Consider the following 21,916-nt stretch of genomic DNA (forward strand, 5'->3'; position numbering starts at 1 on the left):
ATCGGACGGAATCGAGTCGTAGCCACAGGAATTCACGATCTTCGCGCCCGTCTCCACGGCGCGGTCGTGGAACCGGTCGATGCATTCGCGGATGAACAGCGGCTCACCGGTGAGGTCGGCGTAGTGGGTGCCCGCCTCCGCCCCCCCCCCCCCCTCCCCCCCCCCCCCCCCCTCCCCCCCCCCCCCCCCCCCCCCCCCCCCCCCCCCCCCCCCCCCCCCGCCGGGAAGTCGAGGAGTCGGATGCGAGCTCCTCCAGCACCTGCCCGAAACGCTGAACTCGTTGTGCGGCAAGGACTTGGCGCGCGGTCTCGGCGTGGTAGTCCCGCACGGTCTCCGCGATCTCGGCCAGGTACCGCACCCGTGCGGGCGGGATGATCTGCGCGAATCTCGTCGATACCTTGGTATCCACCTTGGGCAGGGCACCGGGCTCCAGCGGCAGTCCCTTCTCCGCCAGCAAACCGGCCAGGTGCTGGTAGAGCGCGGTGACGCCGTCGTCGTTGAATGTGGCTGCGCTGGTGCCGAATACGGGCATCTCCTCGGGTGAGGAACCGAACGCCTCGCGATTGCGGACCAGCTGCCGCGACACGTCTCGCAGCGCATCGGCCGCGCCCCGGCGCTCGAACTTGTTGATCGCCACCACATCCGCGTAATCGAGCATGTCGATCTTCTCCAGCTGCGAGGCGGCGCCGAATTCCGGCGTCATCACATACAGCGACACGTCGACATGGTCGATGATGGCCGCGTCGCCCTGGCCGATGCCGGGGGTCTCCAGGATCACCAGGTCGTACCCGGAAGCCTTGCACGCCAGTATCATCGCGTCGATATTGGTCGGCAGCTCGCGGCCGCCTCGGGTCGCCAGCGAGCGGAAGTAGACGTGGTCGCCGTCCAGGGCGTTCATCCGGATCCGGTCGCCCAGCAGCGCGCCGCCCCCGCGCCGCCGCGTCGGATCCACCGCCAGGATGGCCACGCGCAGCTTGTCCTGCTGATCCGAGCGCAGGCGGCGCACCAATTCGTCGGTGAGCGAGGACTTTCCGGAGCCGCCGGTGCCGGTGATGCCCAGCACGGGGACCGTCCGGTCCGCTGCCGCGGCCGTGACGGCCTGAAGGTCGGCGGTGGGCAGCGCGTCATGCTGCAGGCAGGTGAGCGTGCGCGCCAAGGCTTTTCGCTCACCGGACAGCACCGCCTCGACCGGCGCCGGGGTCTGCGAGAGGTCGACATCGCAGTCCCGGACCAGCTCGTTGATCATGCCCGGCAGCCCCAGCCGCTGCCCGTCCTCGGGGGAGAAGATGCGCACCCCGGCGTCGGCGAGCCGGGCGATCTCGTCGGCGACGATCACCCCGCCGCCGCCCCCGAAGATCCGCACGTGCTCGGCGCCCGCCTCGCGCAGCGCCGCCGCCAGATACTCGAAGTACTCGACGTGCCCGCCCTGATACGAACTGACCGCCACGCCCTGCGCGTCCTCGGTGAGCACCGCGTCCACCACCTCGTGCACGGCCCGGTTGTGCCCGAGATGTATCACCTCGGCCCCCTGCGACTGCAGGATCCGCCGCATGATGTTGATCGCCGCATCGTGCCCGTCGAAAAGCGCCGCCGAGGTCACGAAGCGCACGGGATGGACAGGCGTGTGCAGGTCGGCCATGGTGTCCTCCGGCAAGTCCGTTTGGCGCCCAATACTAGGACGTCAAACTAAGTCTAGGGTGAGGACGGTCACACCGCCAGAGAGCCGCCACCCGGCGACGTCCGCTGCCCGGAAGTTTGCGCGCGCATCCCAGTTCAGGCTGACCGCACCCGCGACTTCCGCCCGGCCTCGAGCTGCATAGCCTGCTGCTTCACTATCTGGTTCGTGGGCCTTTCTCACGCTCCCTGCCGGGTTCTTCTCGACCGGCGCGTGTCCGAGCTGCCTCTATCTCGTCGCGGGACGGTGGTTCGACGCCTGGCGTCGGCTGGGTAACCCTCAACACATCGACCGCCTCGCGAGCCATGTCGCCGGGCTGGCCCCTGGCCGCCGCTTCCCGTGCCTCCCGCCCCCCGGATGTGCTGGCGCATTATTCGGTGCGCCTCCGGCGCAGTGAGCGGGCTATCGGGATGCCTGTGGTCCAGTCCAGCGTTGTCGGGAAGCGTGGCCGCCCACGTGTTCGGTGGGTTCACCGTCTTCGGGTCGCATACCACTCACGATTCACCCTCGCCCGCAGGCGGGTTGTGTTGGGGGGTTCGGCTTCGATCAGCGCGGTGCAGGTACGTCGATGATCAGCTCGGACGGGTTGGGGTTCGTGCTCACCTGGACGGCTACTCGGCCTGAGCCCTCGAGGGTGAAAAAGGCTGCGTGCCAGCCGTAGTGGCCGTCGTATTCGGTCTTGCGTGTTTCGGTCTTGTTCGCGCCGGTGTCCAGGTTTCGCATCGTGACGGTGGTGGAGATTTCGCAGTTTCCGCCCGGGGACGCGGACAGCGAGCCGAGGGGGTTGGGGTCGGGGGTGAAGTTCACCGTGACGCGGGCCGAGCTGTCGATGAAGTTCGCGAACTCCCCGGCCTGTTGACCCTGGCTGGCCGAGACCTCGGCGGTGACCCTGCCCGAGCAGCCCGCGTCGTTGACCTGGGCGGGTTCGAAATGCAGCGGGTCCGCGGACGCCGGACCGGCCGGGATCAACAACGCCAGAATCGGCAGGATCGGTGCTGCGGCGATCTTCAGTGCGGTTCGCTTCATGGCTTCCGTCCCTTCTCGCGCTGATCGCGAGGATCACGCACCCGTCCGGCAAATGATCATCATGCTACCCACCCGCGAATCGGTGGGATGAATCACATCTCGGGACCGCCGTCTACCAATACTTGGATGTCCAACTATAGGATGCCCGTGTACCGCCCGATCCGGGCGTTGTGGCAGGTCATCGACGGCATCGAGAACAGGACTGGCATGGTTCGCGAACTCACGCACTTCATCGGCGGGCGGCACGTCTCGGGGGCGTCCGGCACTTTCGGCGACGTCTACGACCCGAGTGCCGGGCAGGTCCAGGCTCGGGTGCCGCTGGCGAGCGCCGCCGAGGTCGGGGCGGCCGTCGCGAACGCGGCGGAGGCGCAGCGGGAATGGGCGGCGTTCAATCCGCAGCGGCGGGCCCGGGTCCTGATGAAGTTCCTGACCCTGGTCCAGGACGAGATGGATTCCCTGGCGGCGCTGCTGTCCTCGGAGCACGGCAAGACGATCGCCGACGCCAAGGGCGATATCCAGCGCGGCCTCGAGGTCGTCGAATTCGCCACCGGCATACCGCATCTGCTCAAGGGTGAGTACACCGAGAGCGCGGGCACCGGCATCGACGTGTACTCGATGCGGCAGCCGCTCGGCGTGGTCGCGGGGATCACCCCGTTCAACTTCCCCGCCATGATCCCGCTGTGGAAGGCCGGTCCGGCGCTGGCATGCGGAAATGCGTTCGTGCTCAAGCCTTCCGAGCGCGACCCCTCGGTGCCGCTGCGCCTGGCGGAGCTGTTCCTCGAGGCCGGGATGCCCGCGGGCGTGTTCAATGTGGTCAACGGCGACAAGGTGGCCGTGGACGCGCTGCTGACCGATCCGCGGATCAAGGCCGTCGGCTTCGTCGGCTCGACGCCGATCGCCCAGTACATCTACGAGACCGCGACCGCGCACGGCAAGCGCGCCCAGTGCTTCGGCGGTGCCAAGAACCACGCGATCGTCATGCCCGATGCCGATCTCGACGACGTGGCCGACCAGCTGATCGGCGCCGGATACGGCTCGGCCGGTGAGCGCTGCATGGCCATCTCGGTCGCCGTCCCGGTCGGCGAGGAGACCGCGGATCGGTTGCGCGCCAAGCTGATCGAGCGGGTGCACAAGCTCAACGTCGGCCGCTCCGACGATCCGGGTGCCGACTTCGGCCCGCTGGTCGGACGCGACGGCGTGGACCGAGTGAACAGCTACGTCCAGATCGGCGTCGAGGAGGGCGCGGAGCTGGTGATCGACGGCCGCGGTGTCACGGTCGAGGGCGCGGCGGACGGATTCTTCGCCGGGGCAACGCTGTTCGACCACGTCACGGCCGATATGCGGATCTATCGCGAGGAGATCTTCGGCCCGGTGCTCTCGATCGTGCGCGCGAAGGATTACGAGGAGGCGCTGCGCCTGCCCAACGAGCACGAATTCGGCAACGGCGTAGCGATTTTCACCCGCGACGGCGATACCGCGCGCGACTTCGCGGCCCGCGTCGAGGTCGGCATGGTCGGCATCAACGTGCCGATCCCGGTACCGATCGCGTACCACACCTTCGGCGGCTGGAAGCGGTCCGGCTTCGGCGATCTCAACCAGCACGGCCCGGACTCCATCCGCTTCTACACCAAGACCAAGACGGTGACGCAGCGCTGGCCCAAGGGCCTGAAGGAGTCCGACGCCTTCGTCATTCCGACGATGGACTGACCGTGTTCGTACTCGACGACGACGAGAAGGCGATCACGGAGACCGCCCGCAGCTTCGCCGACGAACTGCTCGCCCCCCATGCGCTGGAATGGGATGAGCGCAAACACTTTCCGGTCGATGTCGTCCGCAAGGCGGGTTCGCTGGGCATGGGCGGCATCTACGTCGGCGACGATGTGGGCGGTTCGGGGCTGCGCCGGCTGGATGCCGTGCGCATCTTCGAACAGCTGGCCACGGGATGCCCGGCGATCGCCGCGTACATCTCCATCCACAACATGGTCGCGTGGATGATCGACAGCTACGGGAGCCAGGCGCAGCGGCATCGCTGGCTGCCCGGGCTGACCTCGATGGATCTGCTCGGCAGCTACGCCCTGACCGAGCCGGGTGTCGGCTCCGACGCGGCGGCGTTGAGCACCAAGGCCGTTCGCGACGGCGACGGCTACTTGCTCACGGGCGTCAAGCAATTCATCTCCGGCGCGGGCAGCACCGACGTCTACGTGGTGATGGCGCGCACCGGTACCGACGGGGCGCGGGGCATCTCCGCCTTCATCGTCCCGGCGGATGCCCCGGGAATCTCCTTCGGCGCCAACGAGAAGAAGATGGGCTGGAACGCCCAGCCCACGCGGCAGGTGATCCTCGACGAGGTCCGGGTGCCCGCCGCCAACCTGCTCGGCGCCGAGGGCAACGGCTTCCGCATCGCCATGAACGGGCTCAACGGCGGGCGGCTCAATATCGCGGCCTGTTCGCTGGGCGGTGCGCAGTCGGCGCTGGACAAGTCCGTGGCATATCTGGCCCAGCGCAAGGCATTCGGTGCCCGGCTGCTGGACAATCCGGCGCTGCAGTTCGACCTGGCCGATATGCGGACCTCGGTGGAGGCCGCCCGGACGCTGCTGTGGCGGGCCGCGGCGGCGCTGGACGCCGACGCCGAGGACAAGGTGGAGCTGTGCGCGATGGCCAAGCGCTTCACCACCGACGCCGGATTCGAGGTCGCCAACAAGGCACTGCAATTGCACGGCGGCTACGGCTATCTGGCCGAATACGGCCTGGAGAAGATCGTCCGGGATCTGCGGGTGCACCAGATCCTCGAGGGCACCAACGAAATCATGCGGGTGGTCGTGGCCCGCTCAGTGGTAGGAGCAGCATGAGCGACGAGGTTCTGATCGACAAGCGCGACGGGCTCGGCCTGATCACGCTGAATCGGCCCAAGGCGATCAACGCGCTGAATCATCCGATGGCGCTGGCGATCCTGACCGCGCTGCGGGAATGGGCCGACGACGACGAGGTGCGCGCGGTCGTCGTGACCGGCGCGGGCGAGCGCGGGCTGTGCGCGGGCGGCGACATCGTCGCCATCTACAACGATGCGAAAGACAATGCCGCGCAGGGCAATTCGGTCTCGCATCGCTCGGCGGACTCCGCCACCGGCCGGTTCTGGCGAGACGAGTACATCCTCAACGCCGCTATCGGCCGGTACCCGAAGCCCTATGTGGTCGTCATGGACGGCATCGTGATGGGCGGCGGCGTCGGGCTGTCCGGGCACGGCAGTCACCGCATCGTCACCGAACGGTCCAAGGTCGGCATGCCGGAGACCGGTATCGGCTTCATCCCGGATGTCGGCGGCACCTACCTGCTGTCGCGGACGCCCGGCGAGATCGGGGCCCATGTCGCGCTCACCACCGCGCGCATGAGCGCGGGCGACGCCATCGCCGCCGGATTCGCCGACTACTTCGTTCCCTCCGACCAGATTCCGGCGCTGCTGGAGGCGCTGCGCACCGCGGACCCGGACGTGGCGATCGCCAAGTTCGCGCAACCGGCCCCGGCCTCCGAGCTTGTCGCGCAACGGGACTGGATCGACGCCTGCTACAGCGCCGACACCGTGGAGGAGATCGTCGCGCGGCTGCAGGCGCGCCCCGAACCCGAGGCGCACCGCGCGGCAGCCGACGTACTGTCGAAATCGCCTGTGGCACTGAAGGTTACGCTGCGCTCGCTGCGCAACGCCGGTGCCGCCGCGAGCCTCGAGGAGGCGCTGAACGAGGAGTACCGGGTCTCGGTGGCCTCGCTGTCCAGCCATGATCTGGTCGAGGGCATCCGCGCGCAGGTGGTGGACAAGGACCGCAACCCCCGATGGCGGCCCGCCACCCTCGCCGACGTCCCGGCCGATCGGGTCGACGCCTACTTCGCCGAGCTGGGCGACGACGAACTGAATCTCGTTGCCCCGGAAGGAAACCGATGAGCATCAAGGTCGCATTCCTCGGACTCGGCCACATGGGTGGACCGATGGCCGCCAACCTGGTGAGGGCCGGATACGAGGTCCTGGCCTTCGACCCGGTCCCCGCCGCGCAGGAGCAGGCCCGCACCGACGGCGCCACCGTCGTCGACACCGGCGCCGCGGCCGCCGCCGAGGCCGAGATCGTCATCACCATGCTGCCCAACGGCCGCATCGTGCTCGACGCCTATCCGGACCTGCTGGCCGCCGCCAAGCCCGGCACCCTGTTCGTCGACTGCTCCACCATCGACGTCGGCGACGCCAAGCGGGCCGCGGAACTGGCTGTGGCAGCGGGACATCGGGCGCTGGACGCTCCGGTGTCCGGTGGCGTCGCGGGCGCTGCGGCGGGCACGCTCACCTTCATGGTCGGCGGGGAGGCCGAGGACTTCGCCGCGGCCCGGCCGCTGCTCGAGGTGATGGGCGGCAAGGTGGTGCACTGCGGCGGCGCGGGCGTCGGCCAGGCCGCCAAGATCTGCAACAACATGATGCTGGGCATCTCCATGATCGGCCTGTCCGAGGCGATCGTGCTCGGCGAGAAGCTGGGCCTGAGCCACGAGAAGTTCTTCGATGTGGTCTCGACGGCCTCGGGGCAGTGCTGGGCGCTGACCACCTACTGCCCCGTGCCCGGGCCCGTCCCCACCAGCCCGGCCAACAACGACTACCGGCCCGGATTCGCCACCGCGCTGATGACCAAGGACCTGGGCCTGGCCGCGAACGCGTTGCGCGACAACGGCGTCGACGGGCAGATCGGCCTGCTCGCCGCCGAGGTCTACAACCGGTTCAACCAGGCCGAGGCGGACAAGGACTTCTCCGCTATCGTCACCGATATCCGCACGCGATCCGGAGAGGAACACCAGTGAGCGAATTCGAGACCATCCTGCTGGAGCGCAAGGGGCGCGTCGCCCTCCTCACGCTGAACCGGCCGAAGGCCCTCAATGCGCTGAATTCGCAGGTCCTCACCGACATCACCGCCGCCCTCGACGAGCTCGAGGCCGATGAGAACATCGCCGCCGTCGTGCTCACCGGGTCGGAGAAGGCGTTCGCGGCCGGGGCCGACATCAAGGAGATGCAGAGCAAGTCCTACATGGACATGTTCCTGGCCGACCATTTCGCCGGGTGGGACCGACTGACCGCCTTCCGCAAGCCGATCATCGCCGCGGTCTCCGGATACGCCCTCGGCGGCGGCTGTGAGCTGGCGATGATGTGCGACATCCTGATCGCCGCGGATACCGCCAAGTTCGGCCAGCCGGAGATCAAGCTGGGTGTTATTCCGGGTATGGGTGGTTCGCAGCGGCTCACCCGCGCCGTCGGCAAGGCCAAGGCGATGGATCTGATCCTCACCGGCCGCAATATGGACGCCGAGGAGGCCGAACGGGCCGGTCTGGTGGCCCGGATCGTGCCCGCCGCCGACCTGGTGCCGACCGCCCTCGAGGTGGCCGAGACCATCGCCTCCATGTCGCTGCCGTCGGTGATGATCGCCAAGGAGGCGGTGAACCGCTCCTACGAGACCACCCTCACCGAGGGCCTGCGCTTCGAACGCCGCGTCTTCCACTCCCTGTTCGCCACCGAAGACCAGACCGAGGGCATGAACGCCTTCGTAGAAAAGCGTGCAGCCAACTTCACCAACCGCTGATTCCGGCCAAAACCACGCCGGAAAAATGAAGCGAGCCATGCCGGGCACGACGTGGACCGTGCCGGGCACGATGTGGGCCGTGCCGGGCACGACATGGGCCGTGGCGGGCATCAAGAGGGCCGTGCCGGAAACGCCGGGCGTGCGTCGTCATCCTTGTTTGGGCGTGCGTACCACCCTTGTTCGGGCGTGCGTCACCCCTTGTTCGGGCGTGCGTAACCCCCCTTTTCCCGGCGTGCTTTTGGCCGGGATGTGGCGAAATTACCTGGGCTGGGCGGGTTTTGCGGGGGTGCCCGCGACCTCGACCGGGGAGGCCGGGGTGCCGTGGGTGGTGGGTTGGGGGGCCTGGCGGTCGGCGGCGAGTAGGCCCGCCACGGTGGCGCCCAGGGTCGCGGTGACCGCCAGGGCCGCGACCACCTTGCGGCGGGAGACCGGGGAGGAACCGTCCGGGCGCGGGGCCGTCGTGGCGAAGCGGATCCCGCGGACCCGGCGCGCGGACGGCATCTGCGTGGCCATGAGCACGGCGCCGCGGGCCGAAACGTATTCGGGCTCAGGGTCGTAGATCACCGGCAGGCCCAGCAGCTGCTCCAGCGATTCGCGAATGCCCGGGTTGCGGGTGCAGCCGCCCAGCAGCGCCAGCGCCTGCGCGCGCACGCCCGTCTCCTCCATCTGCTGCCGCACGAACGACACCGAATGGTGGATACCGGCCGCCACCAGGTCGCTGAAATCGCTGCGGGTGAACACCATTCGGTTACCCGTCAGCGGATCGGTTGTGGTCAGCACCGGGGTCGTGGTCAGCGCCTCCTTGTAGGCGCGGCTGGTCGGCTTGTCGATCATCACCCCGCCGTGCGCCAGCCGCCAGCGCAGCAGCGCGTCGTGGCCGTCGCCGCCGAGCACCGTGCTGCGCCGCGCGGCCAGGATGGCGTCGGTGCGGCAGTCGGCACCGGTCACGGTGAGTCCCGAGGCGCCCAGGTCGTAGAGGACCACGGCGCCCTCGTCCGGTAGCTGGCCACTGAACCGCAGGTAGCGCAGCTGTGCGATCGGTTCGTCGACGATGGTGAGGCGGCTGCGTCCGGCCGTGGCGCGGATCGCGTCGGCGTGCACGGCGCTGCGGGAGGTGACCGCGATGCCGGTGATGAACTCGTCGCGGCGGGCCGCCGACTCGCGCATCAGGCGAATGGCCTGGAAGACCGGCTCCTCGACGCCGCCACCGGCCCGGCGCGGCACCGTGCAGCGGTCGATGGGCGGCAGATGTGGCTGATCGGAGTGAGTGAGCATCGCGCGTGCGCCTCCAGCGCCCGCCGACACCCCCAGGACCAGCACCATGGCCTCCATGGTGGACCTTTTGCGCGCCGATGTGAAGACGGGGCCCGGAATGTCGCTGGCAGGATGCTGAACGGTTATCGCATCATGCCCAGCGGGTCGGCGTGTCGCCCGTGTCGAAATCACCGGCCGAGCGCCGGAACTCCGCCAGCAGTTGCAGCAGCAACTGCAGCCGGTCCGGTGCCAGACCCGGGAGGGCGAAGACCCGCTCGTTCAGTTCGCGGGTCGCCTCCGCCACCAGCGCGCGACCGGCGTCGGTGATCTCGATCAAGGTTGCTCGACGGTCGCTGGGATGCGGTACGCGCTTGACCAGATGGGCCGCTTCCAATCGGTCAACCGTATTGGTGACGCTGGTCGGATGCACCTGCAGCCGCGCGCTGGCCATCGCCATAGGCAGCGCCCCGGTCCTGCTGAAACTCAGCAGCATCAGCAGTTCGTAGCGCGAGAACGTCAGCCCCGACGGTCGCAGCGCCTCGTCCACCCGCGCCATCACGATCTGCTGCGCCCGCACCAGCGACGTCACCGCCGCCATTCCGTCCGCGACATCGCCCCAGCCATGGGCGGTCCACTGTCGGTGGGCCTCCTCGATGGGATCCAGGGGGAGCGGGCGCGGTACAGCCATACGCAGAGTTTAGGGGCTGTGCGGGACGACCGTTCCGATCATGGTGAGGCCAATCGTGGGCATTCCGGGTCCGGCCGCGCATCATCGATCTCGATGCGGGTGTGCCTGAGTGGTTAGGGGGCGGTCTGCAAAACCGTGTACGCGGGTTCGATTCCCGCCACTCGCTCTGTACCTTCGGCGCCGCGTAGCGGAGGGCCCGGCCTACGACAGGCCCGAAAAATCGCGTAGGACAACGTGATTGCGGTCTGTTGTGGTGCCGAGGGTGTATTCGGGGAGCAGGCCCAGGTATTCGGAGCGGGTGCGGGTGCTCCAGCGGCGGGAGGCTTCGGTGCGGGTTTTGTAGAAGGTGGCCATGTAGCCGCCCTCGTAGAGGCGGATCAGGGTGTAGCCGCCGGGGTATTCCTTGACCGCGGCCACCTCCAGGAACTCCACATGCAGCGGGAGGTCCGCGGGGCTGCGCCGGTTGCGGTGGGTGTGGCCGCTGTGGTGCAGGAAGACGCCGGGGGCGGACCGGTACAGCGTCTGCAGTTCGGTGGCGTCGGGGCGGTTCAGCACGAAACCCGGTCCGGCGATATTGGATACGGCCGAATCCAGGGTGACGGGGTGGTGGCCGAATACCAGCGTCGGCCGGTCCGGATCCGCGCGCAGCAGCTCGCGCACGCGGTCGAACTGCGCCCGGTCGATGCTGCCGCCCGAGGCGTCCGGTTCGGTGGTGTCGAGGCCCAGCAGGCGCAGGCCCCCTACCCGGTGGTCGATCACATCGCCTCGGGCGGTGAAGGATTCGCCCCAGCAGTCGTGGTGTGCGGCATCGGCCACCGCCGGGCACCCGCCGTACTCCGCGCCGGTGTGCGGGCGGTCGTGATTGCCGCGGGCGGCGAACCAGTCGCGGCCCGCGACGCCCCATTTGTCCAAATAGGTTCGGACGCCACGGGTTTGGTCGGGGGTCGCCTCGGCGGTCAGGTCACCGGCCAGGATCAGATGGTCGGCGCCGCGGTCGGGGCGGCGCAGATCGTCGAGCACGGCGGCCAGCATCACCTCCGGATACGGCGCCAACCCGGGCTCCTGTCGTGCCCCCGGCGGCAGGTCGGCCGCGATCAGCCCGCTCACCTCCTCGCCGAAATGCACGTCGTTGCACAGGGCGACGGTGCGCAGCAGACGGCCGGGCGGTGGCACCAAAGTCGTGAATTCCCCGGTGCATTCGGGGCTGCCGGGCATCCGGGTCGCGACATTGAGCGCGGGCGCGGCACGCACGCCGTCGGACCATGCCTCGAACCGATAGGTCCGGCCCGGCTCCAAACCATCGATCTCGGCATAGTGGAACGGGGTGCGTTGCGAACCGTCGGGGAAGTGCGTGGCCCCGGGAGTCCGTGAATCCGCCGGTGCGAGCCGGACTTCCGTATCCGCCGCCACCGGAGTCGGGGTGCCGCCCGCGCCGGGCGCCAGCGTGGTCCAGGTCAGCGCCACCGACGTGTCGGTGACGGTGACCACCTCGAGGTCGGTGGCGATCATCGAATTCGCCTGTGCGCGAGCAGGTCCCGGAGGGATCGGTAGCAGCGGCACCGCGGCGGCGAGCCCGAGTGTCCGCAGCACGCGGCGCCGGTTCGGTCCGCAGCAGCTCATCGCTCACCCGCGCTCTCGCCGTTGGTGCACCCGTCTCGGCGACGGTAGCAGGGCTACTGGCCGACGGCCGTGCACACCTTCCACTCGCCGTCTTCCTTGCGCAGCTGCTCGGTGGTCGTCTCGGCGGCGTCGAGCTGATCGCCGGACATCGACACGTCCAGCGTGCCGCGCACCTGCGCGGTGGCCCGGTCGCCGGTCACCGAGATGTCGTCGATCGTGTCGATATGCGCGGAGAACGTGGTGCTGCCGATCGCGGCGCGCTCGTCGTCGGGCAACGCGGCGTACTCGGCGCGGTCCTGACGGCACGACTTGGCCATGGCGGCCTCGGCGCCGTCGGCGTCCAGCGTGCGGTAGAAATCGCGGATCGCGACCTCGATCTTCTTCTCGTCGGAGGCGAGCGGCCCGATGCCCTGGCTGGTCAGCACCACGGCCGTCGCGGCGCCCGTACCGGCCACGGCCATCACCACCAGCACCAGGCTCACGATCACCGCGGTGTGGCGCTTGCGCGGTGGCGGTGCGATATACGGCTGCTGTGCGGGGCCGTCCGCCGCCGGATAACCGTCCGGCGGATAGTAGCTCGGCGGCTGGTATTCCGAATAGCCGTGTGGTTGCTGTGGCTGGGGTCGTGGCTCGGACGACTCCGCACCGGGTGGATAGGTCATGGCGCTCCCGTCATATACCCGCCGGTCTCATCGGCACATTACGGCAAATCGGGTACGGTGGGCCGTCATGATGTCGGCCCGTTGGAAATTGCTCACCGGTGCGATCGCGGCGCTCGGGGTATTGGCGGCGACCACCGCATGTTCGGGCCCGCCCGCCGACGACAACGAGATCCTCGTCTACAACGCCCAGTACGAGCCGTTGACCAGGCAGTGGGTGGAGGAGTTCACCCGGGAGACCGGTATCAGGGTCACGCTGCGCAACGGTGACGACATCGATCTGGCCCGCCAGGTCGTCGCCGAGGACGCGGCGTCCCCGGCCGATGTGTTGCTCACCGAGCACGCCCCGGCCATGGCGATGGTCGAGCACGCCGGGCTGTTCGCCGCCCTCGAGCCCGAAACCCTGGCGCAGGTACCCGAGCAGTACCGCCCGTCGGCGGGTACCTGGATCGGAACCGGCGCTCACGCAACGGTTTTCGACTACAACCCCGCCGAGCTGCCCGCCGAAGGGCTGCCCGCGTCGCTGCTGGATCTGCAGCAGCCGCAGTGGCGGGGCCGCTGGACCGTCGCGACCGCGGGCGCGGACTTCCAGGCGCTGGTGGCCGGGCTGCTGGCACTGCGGGGCGAACAGGACACCGTCGCCTGGCTGCGCGGGATGAAGGACAACGCGGTGTCGTCGGGGAACGCCGTCGCGGCGATGCGGCGCGTCGACAGCGGTCAGGTCGGCGGCGGCGTCGTCTGTTCCGGCGACTGGTATCGCGACCAGGCCGGAACCAGGGAGAACAGCGGCAACACCGCGCTGCACTACTTCCGGAACCAGGATCCGGGCGCCTTCGTTTCGATATCCGGTGCGGGCGTGCTGAAATCGAGCGAGAAGTCGGCGGCGGCGCAGCGGTTCGTCCGGTTCATTACCGGCCGGACCGGTCAGGAGGTGCTGGTGCGGGGCGACTCGATGGCCTATCCGGTCGGGGCCGGGGTGTCCGCGAACCCGGTGCTGCCACCGCTGGACAGCCTGCAGGCGCCGCGCATCGATCCGAACGCATTGGACGCCGAGCAGGTGATCCGGCTGACGGCGGAGGCGGGCCTGCAGTAGCGGCTACGCCTCGAGCAGCCGCACCGCCATGTCCTGCACCGAGCGGGTGAATCGGCGCGGATCGTCCGGCGTGGACACCGAGCGCACGAGGTCGCCGTCGAAGGCGGCCAGCAGGGCGTGGGCCACGAAATCGGCATCCAGGCCGGGCTGTTCCGCGGCGTACAGGCCCGCCAGGTGGCGGTGCCAGAACCGGTAGCTGGGATCGTCGAATTTGTCTGCGGCGCAGGCCTGTTCGTGCGCGGCCAGCAGGACGGCATTGCCCTCGGCGATGGCGCCGAGGGCGTCGAGGAACGCGAGCAGCCGCGCCCGCGCGGGGGCGCCCGGGCCCAGCGGCGGCGGGCCGGACGAGACCGCCTCGCGCAGTTCCCGGGACCGCTCCTCGAGCAGCGCCTGCAGCAGTCCGGCGCGGCTGCCGAAGCGGCGGAACACGGTGCCCTTGCCGACACCGGCGAGCGCGGCGACGCGGTCCAGCGACACCCGGTCGCCGCCCCCCTCCGTCAGCAATTGCTCGGTGGCCCGCAGTACCGCGTGCCGATTGCGGGCCGCGTCGGCGCGTTCGCGCTGCTCGGGCATCGATACCTCCACTGAAACGGACTGCCGGTCCGAATCATGCTACCGTCGTCTAATCGGACCGACGGTCCGCTTGCTGAATTCCAGGAGGTCTCCCTGCCATGCGTGCGCTCATAGTCGATTCGGACGCTCCCGGTGCCCTGCGTCTGGGCACTGCGCCCGAGCCCGCCCCCGCGCCCGATCAGCTCGTGATCGAGGTCCGGCATTTCTCGCTCAATCGGGGCGAGGTGCTGTTCGCCGGTCGCCGACCGGACGGGACCGTGCACGGCTACGACGCCGCCGGTGTCGTCGTGCGGGCGGCCGCGGACGGATCGGGTCCGGAGGTCGGTACGCGGGTCGCGGCCTTCGGCGCGGGGGCGTGGGCGCAGCGGATGGCGGTGCATACCGGCGCGGTCGCCCGGGTGCCCGATGGCGTGGAACTCGCTGTGGCCGCGGCGATCCCGATGGCGGGGGTCACGGCGCTGCGCACGCTGCGTTCGCGCGACATCCTGGGTCGCCGGGTATTGATCACGGGCGCCGCGGGCGGGGTCGGCCGGTTCGCGGTGCAGCTCGCGGCGATGGGCGGCGCGGAGGTGATCGCGTCGGTGGGGTCGCCCGGCCGGGGCGCGGGCCTGGCCGAGTTGGGGGCGCACGAGGTCGTGATCGGGGTGGACGGCATCGATCGGCCGGTGGATCTGGTTCTCGACAACGTCGGGGGCGCGCAGCTCGCCGCGGCCTGGGAGCTGCTGGCCCCGGGCGGTTCGGTACAGAACATCGGCTGGGCGTCGAACGAGCCGACCGTCTTCGAGTCCTACTCGCTGTTCTTCGTCGGCCCCGCCAAGTCGATGAACACCTTCGGTGATGTGCGCGAGGTCGGGCCGGACCTGGCCACCCTGCTGGATTTCGTTGCGGCGGGCAGGCTTTCGGCGGAGGTGGATTGGCGCGGGACGTGGGATCGGTTCTCGGAGGCCACCGGCGCGCTCATCGATCGCCGGATCGCGGGCAAGGCCGTGCTCGAGATCCCTACCGGCTTTCCGGGCTGAGGCGGTAGTGATAGCGGCTGGTCGGGATCACGTCGAGATCCTGACCGACCCCGAAAGCGTTGACGCTGTCCATCATTCGGCCGACGCGGCGCTGCAGCTCCGCCTCGTCGCCGCCGCTGCCCCAGAACGCGTGCCGATCGGTCATGGCGGCCATCGGAAACAGCTCCTCGACCACCGCGTCGACCCGGCGGCCCGGGGTGAGGGCGGCGACGACGGTGTTCTGCACGTAGCCGAATGTCGCCTGGGTCTCGATGGCGACGGCCGTGTGCTTGTCGTGCCAGTACCGGAGCCAGTCCGCGCGTTCCATATCCGGTGGAGTCCGTAGCAGCGCGATGTTGGACAGTGCGTCGCAGCGCGTGCCGTTCTCGGTCGGCGGCGGCGCGAGCGGCACCCGTTCCTCGACGATCCAGCCGTTGACGGCGTCGCTCACCGCGGCCAGCGCGCCGGTGACCGGATCATGGTCGGCCTCGCACCACACGCTGACGATCGCTGCCACCGGTTCGTCATAGGTCGAGTGACGCAGTTGCGCGGCTCGGACATCGGCGTCACAGAGATTGAGCTGCACGGCGTCCGCACCCGCGGCGGCCAGCCGCCCATGCAGTTCCGGCTCGCGCAAGGCGTCATCGAGGGTCGAACCCCACACTGCATACATCAGTTTCATCGCGGTGACTCCCGTGTCGGCGGCAGCGTCGACGCTAGCGCGCCCCGCACCACGCCGTATGCGTTTCCGGCGGCCGATCCTGGTGGGCGGGACATGGATTCGGTGGCGTTTCTGGTGGTCGGTCCTGGTGGCGGGACGAAGGTTCGGTTGAGCGCGGCATGGGCCGGTTCGCCGGGCCTCGGCCGGAGCGAACCCGCCCGCGCGGCGGCAGGCCGGTGGAATCAGCGGTTTGCGAGTTCGGCCAGGCGGTATGCGAGGGCCTGCCGCACCGCCGGAATGCGTGTGAGCGCACGGAGGACCGCGTTGCGCACGATGCGGGCGGGGCGCGGGCGCAGCGATACCTGAGTTCCGTCGCATGGCGAGGTGCGTGAATATTCCCCGGATCGGCGAGGGTGAGATCACAGAATCGATCCGGAGTAGGTTCTCCGTTTCCTGTTAGGGTTACCAACCGGAGGATTGCTCCGCTTCAACTCGTGGTGAGGAACCCTTGCCCATGGCGCTCGTCAAAACCCGTCCGCATTACAACGTCGTCTTCGCGGTCCTGCTGCTCGGAATATCCGCCTACGCACTGCTGCAGTCGATGGTGGTGCCGGTCCTGTCGCTGCTGATCCCGGCACTGCACACCGACCAGAACACGGCGACCTGGTTGATGACCGGATATCTGCTGTCGGCCTCGGTGGCCACGCCCATCCTCGGCCGGATCGGCGACAAGGTCGGCAAGGAGCGGATGCTCGTCGTAACGCTGGTAGCGCTGGCGGTCGGCTCGCTGATCGCGGCGCTGACCGACTCGGTCGGCGTGATGATCGTCGCGCGAGTCATCCAGGGCCTGGGCGGCGGCGTGATTCCGTTGGCGTTCGGCATCATTCGCGACGAGTTCCCCGCGCGGAAACTGCACGGCGCGGTCGGTATCGCCTCGTCGCTGATCGCCGTCGGCTCCGGCGTGGGCCTGGTGCTGGCCGGTCCGATCGTCGATCACCTGGACTACCACTGGCTGTTCTGGGTGCCGATGATCATCACGACGATCGCCGCCGTGGCCGCGGTGCTGTTCGTGCCCGAGTCGCCGGTGCGCAGTCCGGGCCGGATCAATTGGGGCGCAGCGTTTCTGCTGTCCGCCTGGCTGGTGGCGCTGCTGCTCGCGGTGAGCAAGGGCCCGTCGTGGGGCTGGGGTTCGCCGGTGACGCTGGGCCTGTTCGCCGCGGCGGTGGTCTGCCTGATCGGGTGGATCGTGGTCGAGCTGAAATCGGTGACGCCGCTGATCGATATGCGGACGATGCGGATCCCGGCGGTGTGGACGACCAATCTGGTGGCCATCCTGACCGGCGCCGGAATGTACGCGATGATGACGTTCCTGCCGCAGCTGCTGCAGACGCCGAAAGCGCTTGCGGGATACGGCCTGAGCGCCAGCATCACGCAGTCCGGGCTGTACATGCTGCCGCTGTCGGTCGCCATGTTCGTCATCGGCCTCACCATCGGGCCGCTGTCCGCGCGAATCAGTCCCAAGTTCATCGTGCTGATCGGCACCGCGCTCACGATCCCGGCCTTCGGCATGCTCGCCCTCGGGCACAACCAGAGCTGGCAGGTCTACGTGGCGGGTGTCCTGCTCGGCGTGGGCATCGGCATGGCGTTCTCGTCGATGCCCGCCATCATCGTCGCGGCCGTGCCGCCCGCGCAGACCGGCGCGGCCACCGGCATGAACGCCAACGTCCGCACCGTCGGCGGTGCGATCGGCAGCGCGATCTCGTCGGTCATCCTGACCTCGGGCACCCACACCGCAAGCGGATTCCCCGCGGACTCCGGATATTCGAACGTCTTCTGGTTCCTGGGCGGCATCGCCGTGCTGTCCGCGGCGGCGGCCGTGATCGTCCCGACGGTGCGGGCCCACGATCCGCAGTCCACGCCGGTGGAGGAGAGCCCGGCCCCGGTCCCGGCGGGTACGCCGTCGGCGAACGGCCGGGCCAGGGGTGCCGCGCTGGGTAGCAGCCAGGCCGAAACATCAGGCCCCGCAACGATATCCGCCGTCGCTGCGCCGGGCGGTCACGGTGCTCGGCCGTCGAGCGCGGGTCGGCACAGTACCGATGCGGCGGTTGTCGACGGCCCGGCTGGTGCGCTGGCCATCACCGGTCGCATCCTGCGGGACAACGGGTTGCCGGTGTCCGAGGTGGCGCTGACGCTGATCGACCAACGCGGACACCAGGTTTCGCGGGCGACCGCGGATACCGAGGGCGGCTACCGCATCGATGCACCGGCCGCGGGCGGCTATGTGCTGATCGCGTCGGCGCACGGGCATCGGCCGGTGGCGGTCAATGTCGGCGCCGGGCCGCGGCCGCAGCGCGTGGACCTGACGCTGTCGAGTTCCGGCGAGCTGTCGGGCTCGGTGCGCCTGGCCGGTGGGGGACCGGTGGCGGGTGCGACCGTCACGCTGACCGATGCGCGCGGGGAGGTCGTCGGCGCGGCGGTGACCGGCGAGGACGGCGGCTATCTCTGCCGCGGCGTCCCCTCCGGCACGCACACCGTGGTCGTCGTCGCCGAACATCAACGTCCGCACGCGGCCACCCTGACCGTCCCCGACAGCGGACTGCTGCGCTACGACGCGGAACTCGAGCCGATGGCGACCCTGGCGGGCGCGGTGCGCGCCGAGGGCCACGTGGTGTCGAATGCGCAGGTGACGGTGCTGGACGAGACCGGCGGCCTGGTCGCCACCGCCCACACCGACGACGACGGCCGCTACCGCGTCGCCGACCTGCCCGCCGGTGACTACGTGGTCGTCGCCCGCGGCTACCCCTCGGTGACCAGCAGCGTCTCGGTGACCGGCAGCGCGATCACCCACGACGTGGAACTCGGCTACGACGAGGCGATGCGACTGCCCGCGCGGTGATCCTCGTGCCGTAGGTTGACTCACCGACCCCGCAGGGAAAGGAGTCGGCCGCACGATGACGCCACCCGAATCGCCGGAGCGCACCGGCGACCGCCCGGTGCGCCGCGATGTCCTGCGGAATCGGCAACTGCTGCTGGAGGCGGCCCGGGAGGTCTACGCCGAACAGGGCCTCGACGCCGGTGTCGAGGAGATCGCGCGCCGGGCCGGGCTCGGCATGGGCACCCTGTATCGGCATTTCCCCACCAAGAAGGACCTGCTGCTGACGCTGCGGCAGGAGATCCTGGCCGATATCGCGAGCCACGGCGCCGACGCGGCGGCCGCGCAGCCGCCCGGGCTCGGACTGGAGGCGTGCCTGTGGAGCGTCTGCGCCGAGATCCAGTCCCATCATCGCGATCGCGAATTACTGTGGCAGACCTTCCCTTTGGACGAGGATCCCGGACGGCCGCAGTTCTGGGCGATGATCCGGTCGTTGCTGCACGAGGCCCAGCGGGCCGGGCGGATTCGCGAGGACCTGACCTTCACCGACGTCTTCCTCTGCGTGCTCTCGGTCCGCGGCCTGATCAACGCCACCGCCGACCGCGCCCCGGACGCCTGGCGCCGCCACCTCTCCCTGCAGCTGGCCGGATTCCGGCCCGGCGCACCGGAATCGCCGTACCCACCCACCGAGGAGGCGCTGGTGATTCCGGGGCTGGAACGAAACGAGTAGCCGTCCGGTCCCTACCGCTCGGCGAGCAGCAGCGTCTGGACGCTGCGGCCCGCCGGGCCCTTCTCGTCGTAGATGCGCGACTCCGCGAGACCGATGCCGCCGCGGTCCGGATAGGTGACGGCGTCGAGGCAGATCCATTCGCCGACCGGTTCGCGGTGCAGGGTCACCGTGAGGTCGGTGTTGATGAAAAGGTAACGGCCCCAATCCAATGTGGCGCTCACACCGCTGGCCGCGTCGGCCGCGGCGAGGGTGCGCTCCCACGGGCTCGGGGTGGTCCCGGCGACGATCGGCTGGCGCAGGCGGAACCAGCACACGGCCGGGCCGGGTTCGGCGAAATCGCCTGTGACGAACCGGAAGTCGATGCTCGTGTGATAGCCGACGGGCTGGTCCGACGGGAAGTGTGCCTCCTCCTTGCCGGTGTCCGGTCCGGGGTGGCCGCCGGACGGCAGCACCTCGGTCGGCAGGTCGAGTTCGGGATGCGCCTGCCGCAGCCGCCAGGCCGTGGCCTTCAGCACCGGTCCCCGGTCGGAGCTCAGCGTGGCCTCGAGCATTTCTACGCTGCGCCCGGGGCGGGCCACCCGCGCCTCGACGGTCAGCGGCGCGATCGGTACCGGGCCCAGGATCTCCACCGCCATCCGGCCGATCCGGAAGCCGTCGCGCGGCTCGCACCGCTCGATGACATGGGCGAGCAGCGCGGACGGCGGCCCCGCGTGCTGGGCGTCGGGCGACCACGGCCCCCGGGTGAGCTCGGTGGATTCGAAGCGGCTCGGGTCTGCCGGGTCGGGAAGGTAGTAGGCATCCATGGTGAGGTGAGCCTACGACGCGCCCGTGCCGCGGCCGGGAAACGGGTCAGGACGCCAGGGTCGCGCGGGGCGACTCCGACTCGCGCCGCGGGCGCTCGTAGCGGTAGTCGTCGAGCGGGAAACGGCGATTGCCCCGGCGGGCCTCGTAGAACCCCGAGGGCCGGACGTAGGTCGTATCCCCTTGGGAATTGCGGTAATACGTCGGGACGTGCCCGTTGAGATCGGCCAGGTAGTAGCGCAGCGCGGCGGCGCGGCGATAGATGCGCCGATGGTATGCCTCGTGTACCTCCCGGCGGATCTCCACGGCGGTGGCCCCGCGCCGGGTGGCCTCCTTGATCGCGCGCACCGCGTGATCGGCGGTCATCTCCACGAACGCGTGCCAGCCGCTGCCGGTCCACGAATACGGGCCCACCAGCATCCACCGGTTCGGCAGTCCCGGCAGCGAAACACTCTGGTACGCCTGCAATCCGTGCTCGGTGTAGAACTTGCCGAGATCGAGGCCGCCGCGGCCGACGATCGTGCCCCGCCGGTAGGTCTCCGGGTCCGAGAACACCTCGTAGCCGGTGGCCAGCACGATCATGTCGACCTCGTGCTCGACGCCGTCGCGGGTGCGCAGGCCGCGCTCGGTGATGCGCTCGATCGGCTCGGTCACCAGGGTGACATTGTCGCGGTTGAAGGCCGGGATGTAGCCCGTCGACATGGTCGGCCGCTTGGCGATCGGGCCGTAGTCCGGTGCCAGCCGGCGCGCGGTGTCCTTGTCGCGCACCATCATTCGCAGGTAGCGCCGGTACCCCGCGATGGCCGCCTTGTCGAAGGTCCACATGACGGCCTTGGCCGACCACAGCGGCGCGGAGGTGCCGAACCGCAGCCCGGCGTCGACCGCGGCGAGCACCGCCCCGTGACCGGCCGCGACCAGGCCGGGGACGGCGAGCACGCGCTGCACCGGGCGGGGGACGCGGAAGTCCGGCTTCGGCGCGCACCACACCGGAGTGCGTTGGAATACCTCGAGTTTCGCGACCTCGCCGCAGATGGCGGGCACGATCTGCACCGAACTCGCGCCGGTGCCGATGACGGCGACCCGCTTGCCGCGATGGTCGTAGTCGTCGTCCCAGTCCGAGGGGCGCTGGATCTTCCCGCCGAAGGTGGCCAGGCCGGGGATGCCCGGATCGTCCTTGGGGCGCACGAAGGCGCCGACGGCGCTGATCAGGAAGCGCGCGGTGATCACCTCGCCCGCGGCGGTGTGCAGGCGCCACAGATGGTTCGCGTCGTCCCACCGCTCGCTCGCCACGTCGACGCCGAAGCGGATGTGCGGATAGATCCCGAAGCGGCGGGCGACCTCGGCGTGGTAGCGCCTGACCTCGGCGCCGCGGGGAAATACCCTGCTCCAGTAGGCATTTCGCGCGAAGGAGTACTGGTAGGCGACGCCGGGGATGTCGACGCCGAGGCCCGGATAGCGATTCTCGTGCCAGCTGCCGCCGACGTCGTCGGCGCGCTCGAGCACCACGAAATCGCGCAGCCCGGCCTTGCGCAGCTTCACCGCGGCGGCGATGCCGCCCGGCCCGGCACCGACCACGGCCACCTCGAAGTCGGGGACCGCGGGTCCCACCTGCCCGGTCGAGTCGGCTGGTGCGGTAGGGGTCATCGTCAACCTCCTCGGACAAGGC

General features: G+C 69.7%; 19 protein-coding genes, 1 tRNA gene and 1 pseudogene. 10 read left to right on the forward strand and 11 right to left on the reverse strand.

Annotated features, from left to right (window positions below; genetic code table 11):
• From QH290_RS23920 to QH290_RS23930, 3 genes and pseudogenes are all read right to left on the reverse strand, one after another.
• Positions 1–141 (reverse strand): annotated as a pseudogene (locus tag QH290_RS23920) (enoyl-ACP reductase); the annotation flags it as partial.
• Positions 104–1,639, reverse strand: coding sequence for a cobalamin-dependent protein (locus QH290_RS23925; protein WP_280385206.1), 1,536 nt, complete (start codon positions 1,637–1,639; stop codon positions 104–106). The gene QH290_RS23925 and the pseudogene QH290_RS23920, both read right to left, overlap by 38 nt.
• Before the next feature lie 582 nt (positions 1,640–2,221).
• On the reverse strand, positions 2,222–2,701 hold the full coding sequence (locus tag QH290_RS23930; RefSeq protein WP_280385208.1) for a hypothetical protein: 480 nt from the start codon (positions 2,699–2,701) through the stop codon (positions 2,222–2,224).
• 207 nt (positions 2,702–2,908) lie between these two features.
• On the opposite strand from QH290_RS23930, the gene QH290_RS23935 reads away from it, so the two are divergent.
• From QH290_RS23935 to QH290_RS23955, 5 genes are read left to right on the forward strand one after another with little or no spacing between them, the layout of a single operon-like run.
• Positions 2,909–4,408: a CoA-acylating methylmalonate-semialdehyde dehydrogenase gene (locus QH290_RS23935; RefSeq protein WP_280385260.1), complete on the forward strand. Its 1,500-nt coding sequence runs from the start codon at positions 2,909–2,911 to the stop codon at positions 4,406–4,408.
• A gap of 2 nt (positions 4,409–4,410) precedes the next feature.
• Entirely contained in the window at positions 4,411–5,550 is a 1,140-nt protein-coding gene (locus tag QH290_RS23940; RefSeq protein ID WP_280385210.1) for an acyl-CoA dehydrogenase family protein, read from the forward strand.
• Positions 5,547–6,635, forward strand: coding sequence for an enoyl-CoA hydratase/isomerase family protein (locus tag QH290_RS23945; protein ID WP_280385212.1), 1,089 nt, complete (start codon positions 5,547–5,549; stop codon positions 6,633–6,635). Before QH290_RS23940 ends, QH290_RS23945 begins: the two co-directional genes overlap by 4 nt.
• The gene (mmsB, locus tag QH290_RS23950) at positions 6,632–7,528 is read left to right on the forward strand and encodes a 3-hydroxyisobutyrate dehydrogenase (RefSeq protein WP_280264860.1); all 897 of its coding nucleotides are present in this window, start codon (positions 6,632–6,634) and stop codon (positions 7,526–7,528) included. The genes QH290_RS23945 and mmsB overlap by 4 nt, the downstream gene beginning before the upstream one ends.
• On the forward strand, positions 7,525–8,301 hold the full coding sequence (locus tag QH290_RS23955) for an enoyl-CoA hydratase (protein ID WP_280264861.1): 777 nt from the start codon (positions 7,525–7,527) through the stop codon (positions 8,299–8,301). Before mmsB ends, QH290_RS23955 begins: the two co-directional genes overlap by 4 nt.
• A gap of 258 nt (positions 8,302–8,559) precedes the next feature.
• Here the strand turns inward: QH290_RS23955 and QH290_RS23960 are convergent, their stop codons facing one another.
• Together QH290_RS23960 and QH290_RS23965 are read right to left on the reverse strand one after the other, a co-directional pair.
• Positions 8,560–9,624 carry an Hsp70 family protein gene (locus QH290_RS23960; RefSeq protein ID WP_280264862.1) on the reverse strand — a complete coding sequence of 355 codons (1,065 nt, stop codon included), beginning with the start codon at positions 9,622–9,624 and terminating at the stop codon, positions 8,560–8,562.
• 82 nt (positions 9,625–9,706) lie between these two features.
• A complete protein-coding gene (locus QH290_RS23965; protein ID WP_280264863.1) occupies positions 9,707–10,243 on the reverse strand; it encodes a MarR family winged helix-turn-helix transcriptional regulator in 537 nt (178 codons plus the stop codon).
• Between the two features lie 95 nt (positions 10,244–10,338).
• On the opposite strand from QH290_RS23965, the gene QH290_RS23970 reads away from it, so the two are divergent.
• A tRNA-Cys gene (locus tag QH290_RS23970) sits at positions 10,339–10,409 on the forward strand.
• Between the two features lie 35 nt (positions 10,410–10,444).
• Here the strand turns inward: QH290_RS23970 and QH290_RS23975 are convergent.
• Both QH290_RS23975 and QH290_RS23980 read right to left on the reverse strand, forming a co-directional pair.
• Positions 10,445–11,752, reverse strand: a complete 1,308-nt coding sequence (locus tag QH290_RS23975; RefSeq protein ID WP_280385215.1) for a metallophosphoesterase — start codon at positions 11,750–11,752, stop codon at positions 10,445–10,447.
• 164 nt (positions 11,753–11,916) lie between these two features.
• Positions 11,917–12,525 (reverse strand): nuclear transport factor 2 family protein, encoded by a 609-nt coding sequence (locus tag QH290_RS23980; RefSeq protein ID WP_280385217.1) that lies wholly within the window; start codon positions 12,523–12,525, stop codon positions 11,917–11,919.
• A 70-nt stretch (positions 12,526–12,595) separates the two neighbouring features.
• Between QH290_RS23980 and QH290_RS23985 the strand changes: the two genes are divergently transcribed.
• Positions 12,596–13,615, forward strand: coding sequence for an extracellular solute-binding protein (locus QH290_RS23985; protein ID WP_280385261.1), 1,020 nt, complete (start codon positions 12,596–12,598; stop codon positions 13,613–13,615).
• Between the two features lie 3 nt (positions 13,616–13,618).
• On the opposite strand, the gene QH290_RS23990 is transcribed toward QH290_RS23985, so the two are convergent.
• Positions 13,619–14,188 carry a TetR/AcrR family transcriptional regulator gene (locus QH290_RS23990; RefSeq protein ID WP_280264866.1) on the reverse strand — a complete coding sequence of 190 codons (570 nt, stop codon included), beginning with the start codon at positions 14,186–14,188 and terminating at the stop codon, positions 13,619–13,621.
• A gap of 98 nt (positions 14,189–14,286) precedes the next feature.
• Here QH290_RS23990 and QH290_RS23995 point away from each other — a divergent pair, with 98 nt between their 5' ends.
• Positions 14,287–15,207, forward strand: coding sequence for a zinc-binding dehydrogenase (locus tag QH290_RS23995; RefSeq protein ID WP_280385219.1), 921 nt, complete (start codon positions 14,287–14,289; stop codon positions 15,205–15,207).
• Here the strand turns inward: QH290_RS23995 and QH290_RS24000 are convergent.
• On the reverse strand, positions 15,188–15,868 hold the full coding sequence (locus QH290_RS24000) for an EthD domain-containing protein (RefSeq protein ID WP_280385221.1): 681 nt from the start codon (positions 15,866–15,868) through the stop codon (positions 15,188–15,190). The genes QH290_RS23995 and QH290_RS24000 overlap by 20 nt on opposite strands.
• A 493-nt stretch (positions 15,869–16,361) precedes the next feature.
• Between QH290_RS24000 and QH290_RS24005 the strand changes: the two genes are divergently transcribed.
• Together QH290_RS24005 and QH290_RS24010 are read left to right on the forward strand one after the other, a co-directional pair.
• Complete coding sequence (locus QH290_RS24005) at positions 16,362–18,743, forward strand: MFS transporter (protein ID WP_280385223.1); 2,382 nt, start codon at positions 16,362–16,364, stop codon at positions 18,741–18,743.
• 55 nt (positions 18,744–18,798) lie between these two features.
• Positions 18,799–19,449 carry a TetR/AcrR family transcriptional regulator gene (locus QH290_RS24010; protein WP_280385225.1) on the forward strand — a complete coding sequence of 217 codons (651 nt, stop codon included), beginning with the start codon at positions 18,799–18,801 and terminating at the stop codon, positions 19,447–19,449.
• Between the two features lie 11 nt (positions 19,450–19,460).
• Here the strand turns inward: QH290_RS24010 and QH290_RS24015 are convergent, their stop codons facing one another.
• The gene (locus tag QH290_RS24015; RefSeq protein WP_280264872.1) at positions 19,461–20,252 is read right to left on the reverse strand and encodes a thioesterase family protein; all 792 of its coding nucleotides are present in this window, start codon (positions 20,250–20,252) and stop codon (positions 19,461–19,463) included.
• A gap of 46 nt (positions 20,253–20,298) precedes the next feature.
• Positions 20,299–21,894 (reverse strand): flavin-containing monooxygenase, encoded by a 1,596-nt coding sequence (locus QH290_RS24020; RefSeq protein WP_280385227.1) that lies wholly within the window; start codon positions 21,892–21,894, stop codon positions 20,299–20,301.
• Between the last annotated feature and the right edge of the window lie 22 nt (positions 21,895–21,916).

The organism is Nocardia wallacei (assembly GCF_029869545.1).
In the GTDB taxonomy this organism is placed as follows: Bacteria; Actinomycetota; Actinomycetes; order Mycobacteriales; family Mycobacteriaceae; genus Nocardia; species Nocardia wallacei_A.

Excerpts from the sequence above, each read along its gene's own strand:
- QH290_RS23965 (WP_280264863.1), bottom strand. The coding sequence starts at position 10,243 with ATGGCTGTACCGCGCCCGCTCCCCCTGGATCCCATCGAGGAGGCCCAC.
- QH290_RS24000 (WP_280385221.1), bottom strand. The coding sequence starts at position 15,868 with ATGAAACTGATGTATGCAGTGTGGGGTTCGACCCTCGATGACGCCTTG.
- QH290_RS24020 (WP_280385227.1), bottom strand. The coding sequence starts at position 21,894 with ATGACCCCTACCGCACCAGCCGACTCGACCGGGCAGGTGGGACCCGCG.
- QH290_RS23945 (WP_280385212.1), top strand. The coding sequence starts at position 5,547 with ATGAGCGACGAGGTTCTGATCGACAAGCGCGACGGGCTCGGCCTGATC.
- QH290_RS23995 (WP_280385219.1), top strand. The coding sequence starts at position 14,287 with ATGCGTGCGCTCATAGTCGATTCGGACGCTCCCGGTGCCCTGCGTCTG.
- mmsB (WP_280264860.1), top strand. The coding sequence starts at position 6,632 with ATGAGCATCAAGGTCGCATTCCTCGGACTCGGCCACATGGGTGGACCG.
- QH290_RS23975 (WP_280385215.1), bottom strand. The coding sequence starts at position 11,752 with ATGATCGCCACCGACCTCGAGGTGGTCACCGTCACCGACACGTCGGTG.
- QH290_RS23935 (WP_280385260.1), top strand. The coding sequence starts at position 2,909 with ATGGTTCGCGAACTCACGCACTTCATCGGCGGGCGGCACGTCTCGGGG.
- QH290_RS24015 (WP_280264872.1), bottom strand. The coding sequence starts at position 20,252 with ATGGATGCCTACTACCTTCCCGACCCGGCAGACCCGAGCCGCTTCGAA.
- QH290_RS23960 (WP_280264862.1), bottom strand. The coding sequence starts at position 9,624 with ATGGTGCTGGTCCTGGGGGTGTCGGCGGGCGCTGGAGGCGCACGCGCG.
- QH290_RS23980 (WP_280385217.1), bottom strand. The coding sequence starts at position 12,525 with ATGACCTATCCACCCGGTGCGGAGTCGTCCGAGCCACGACCCCAGCCA.
- QH290_RS23925 (WP_280385206.1), bottom strand. The coding sequence starts at position 1,639 with ATGGCCGACCTGCACACGCCTGTCCATCCCGTGCGCTTCGTGACCTCG.
- QH290_RS23985 (WP_280385261.1), top strand. The coding sequence starts at position 12,596 with ATGTCGGCCCGTTGGAAATTGCTCACCGGTGCGATCGCGGCGCTCGGG.
- QH290_RS24010 (WP_280385225.1), top strand. The coding sequence starts at position 18,799 with ATGACGCCACCCGAATCGCCGGAGCGCACCGGCGACCGCCCGGTGCGC.
- QH290_RS24005 (WP_280385223.1), top strand. The coding sequence starts at position 16,362 with ATGGCGCTCGTCAAAACCCGTCCGCATTACAACGTCGTCTTCGCGGTC.
- QH290_RS23930 (WP_280385208.1), bottom strand. The coding sequence starts at position 2,701 with ATGAAGCGAACCGCACTGAAGATCGCCGCAGCACCGATCCTGCCGATT.
- QH290_RS23990 (WP_280264866.1), bottom strand. The coding sequence starts at position 14,188 with ATGCCCGAGCAGCGCGAACGCGCCGACGCGGCCCGCAATCGGCACGCG.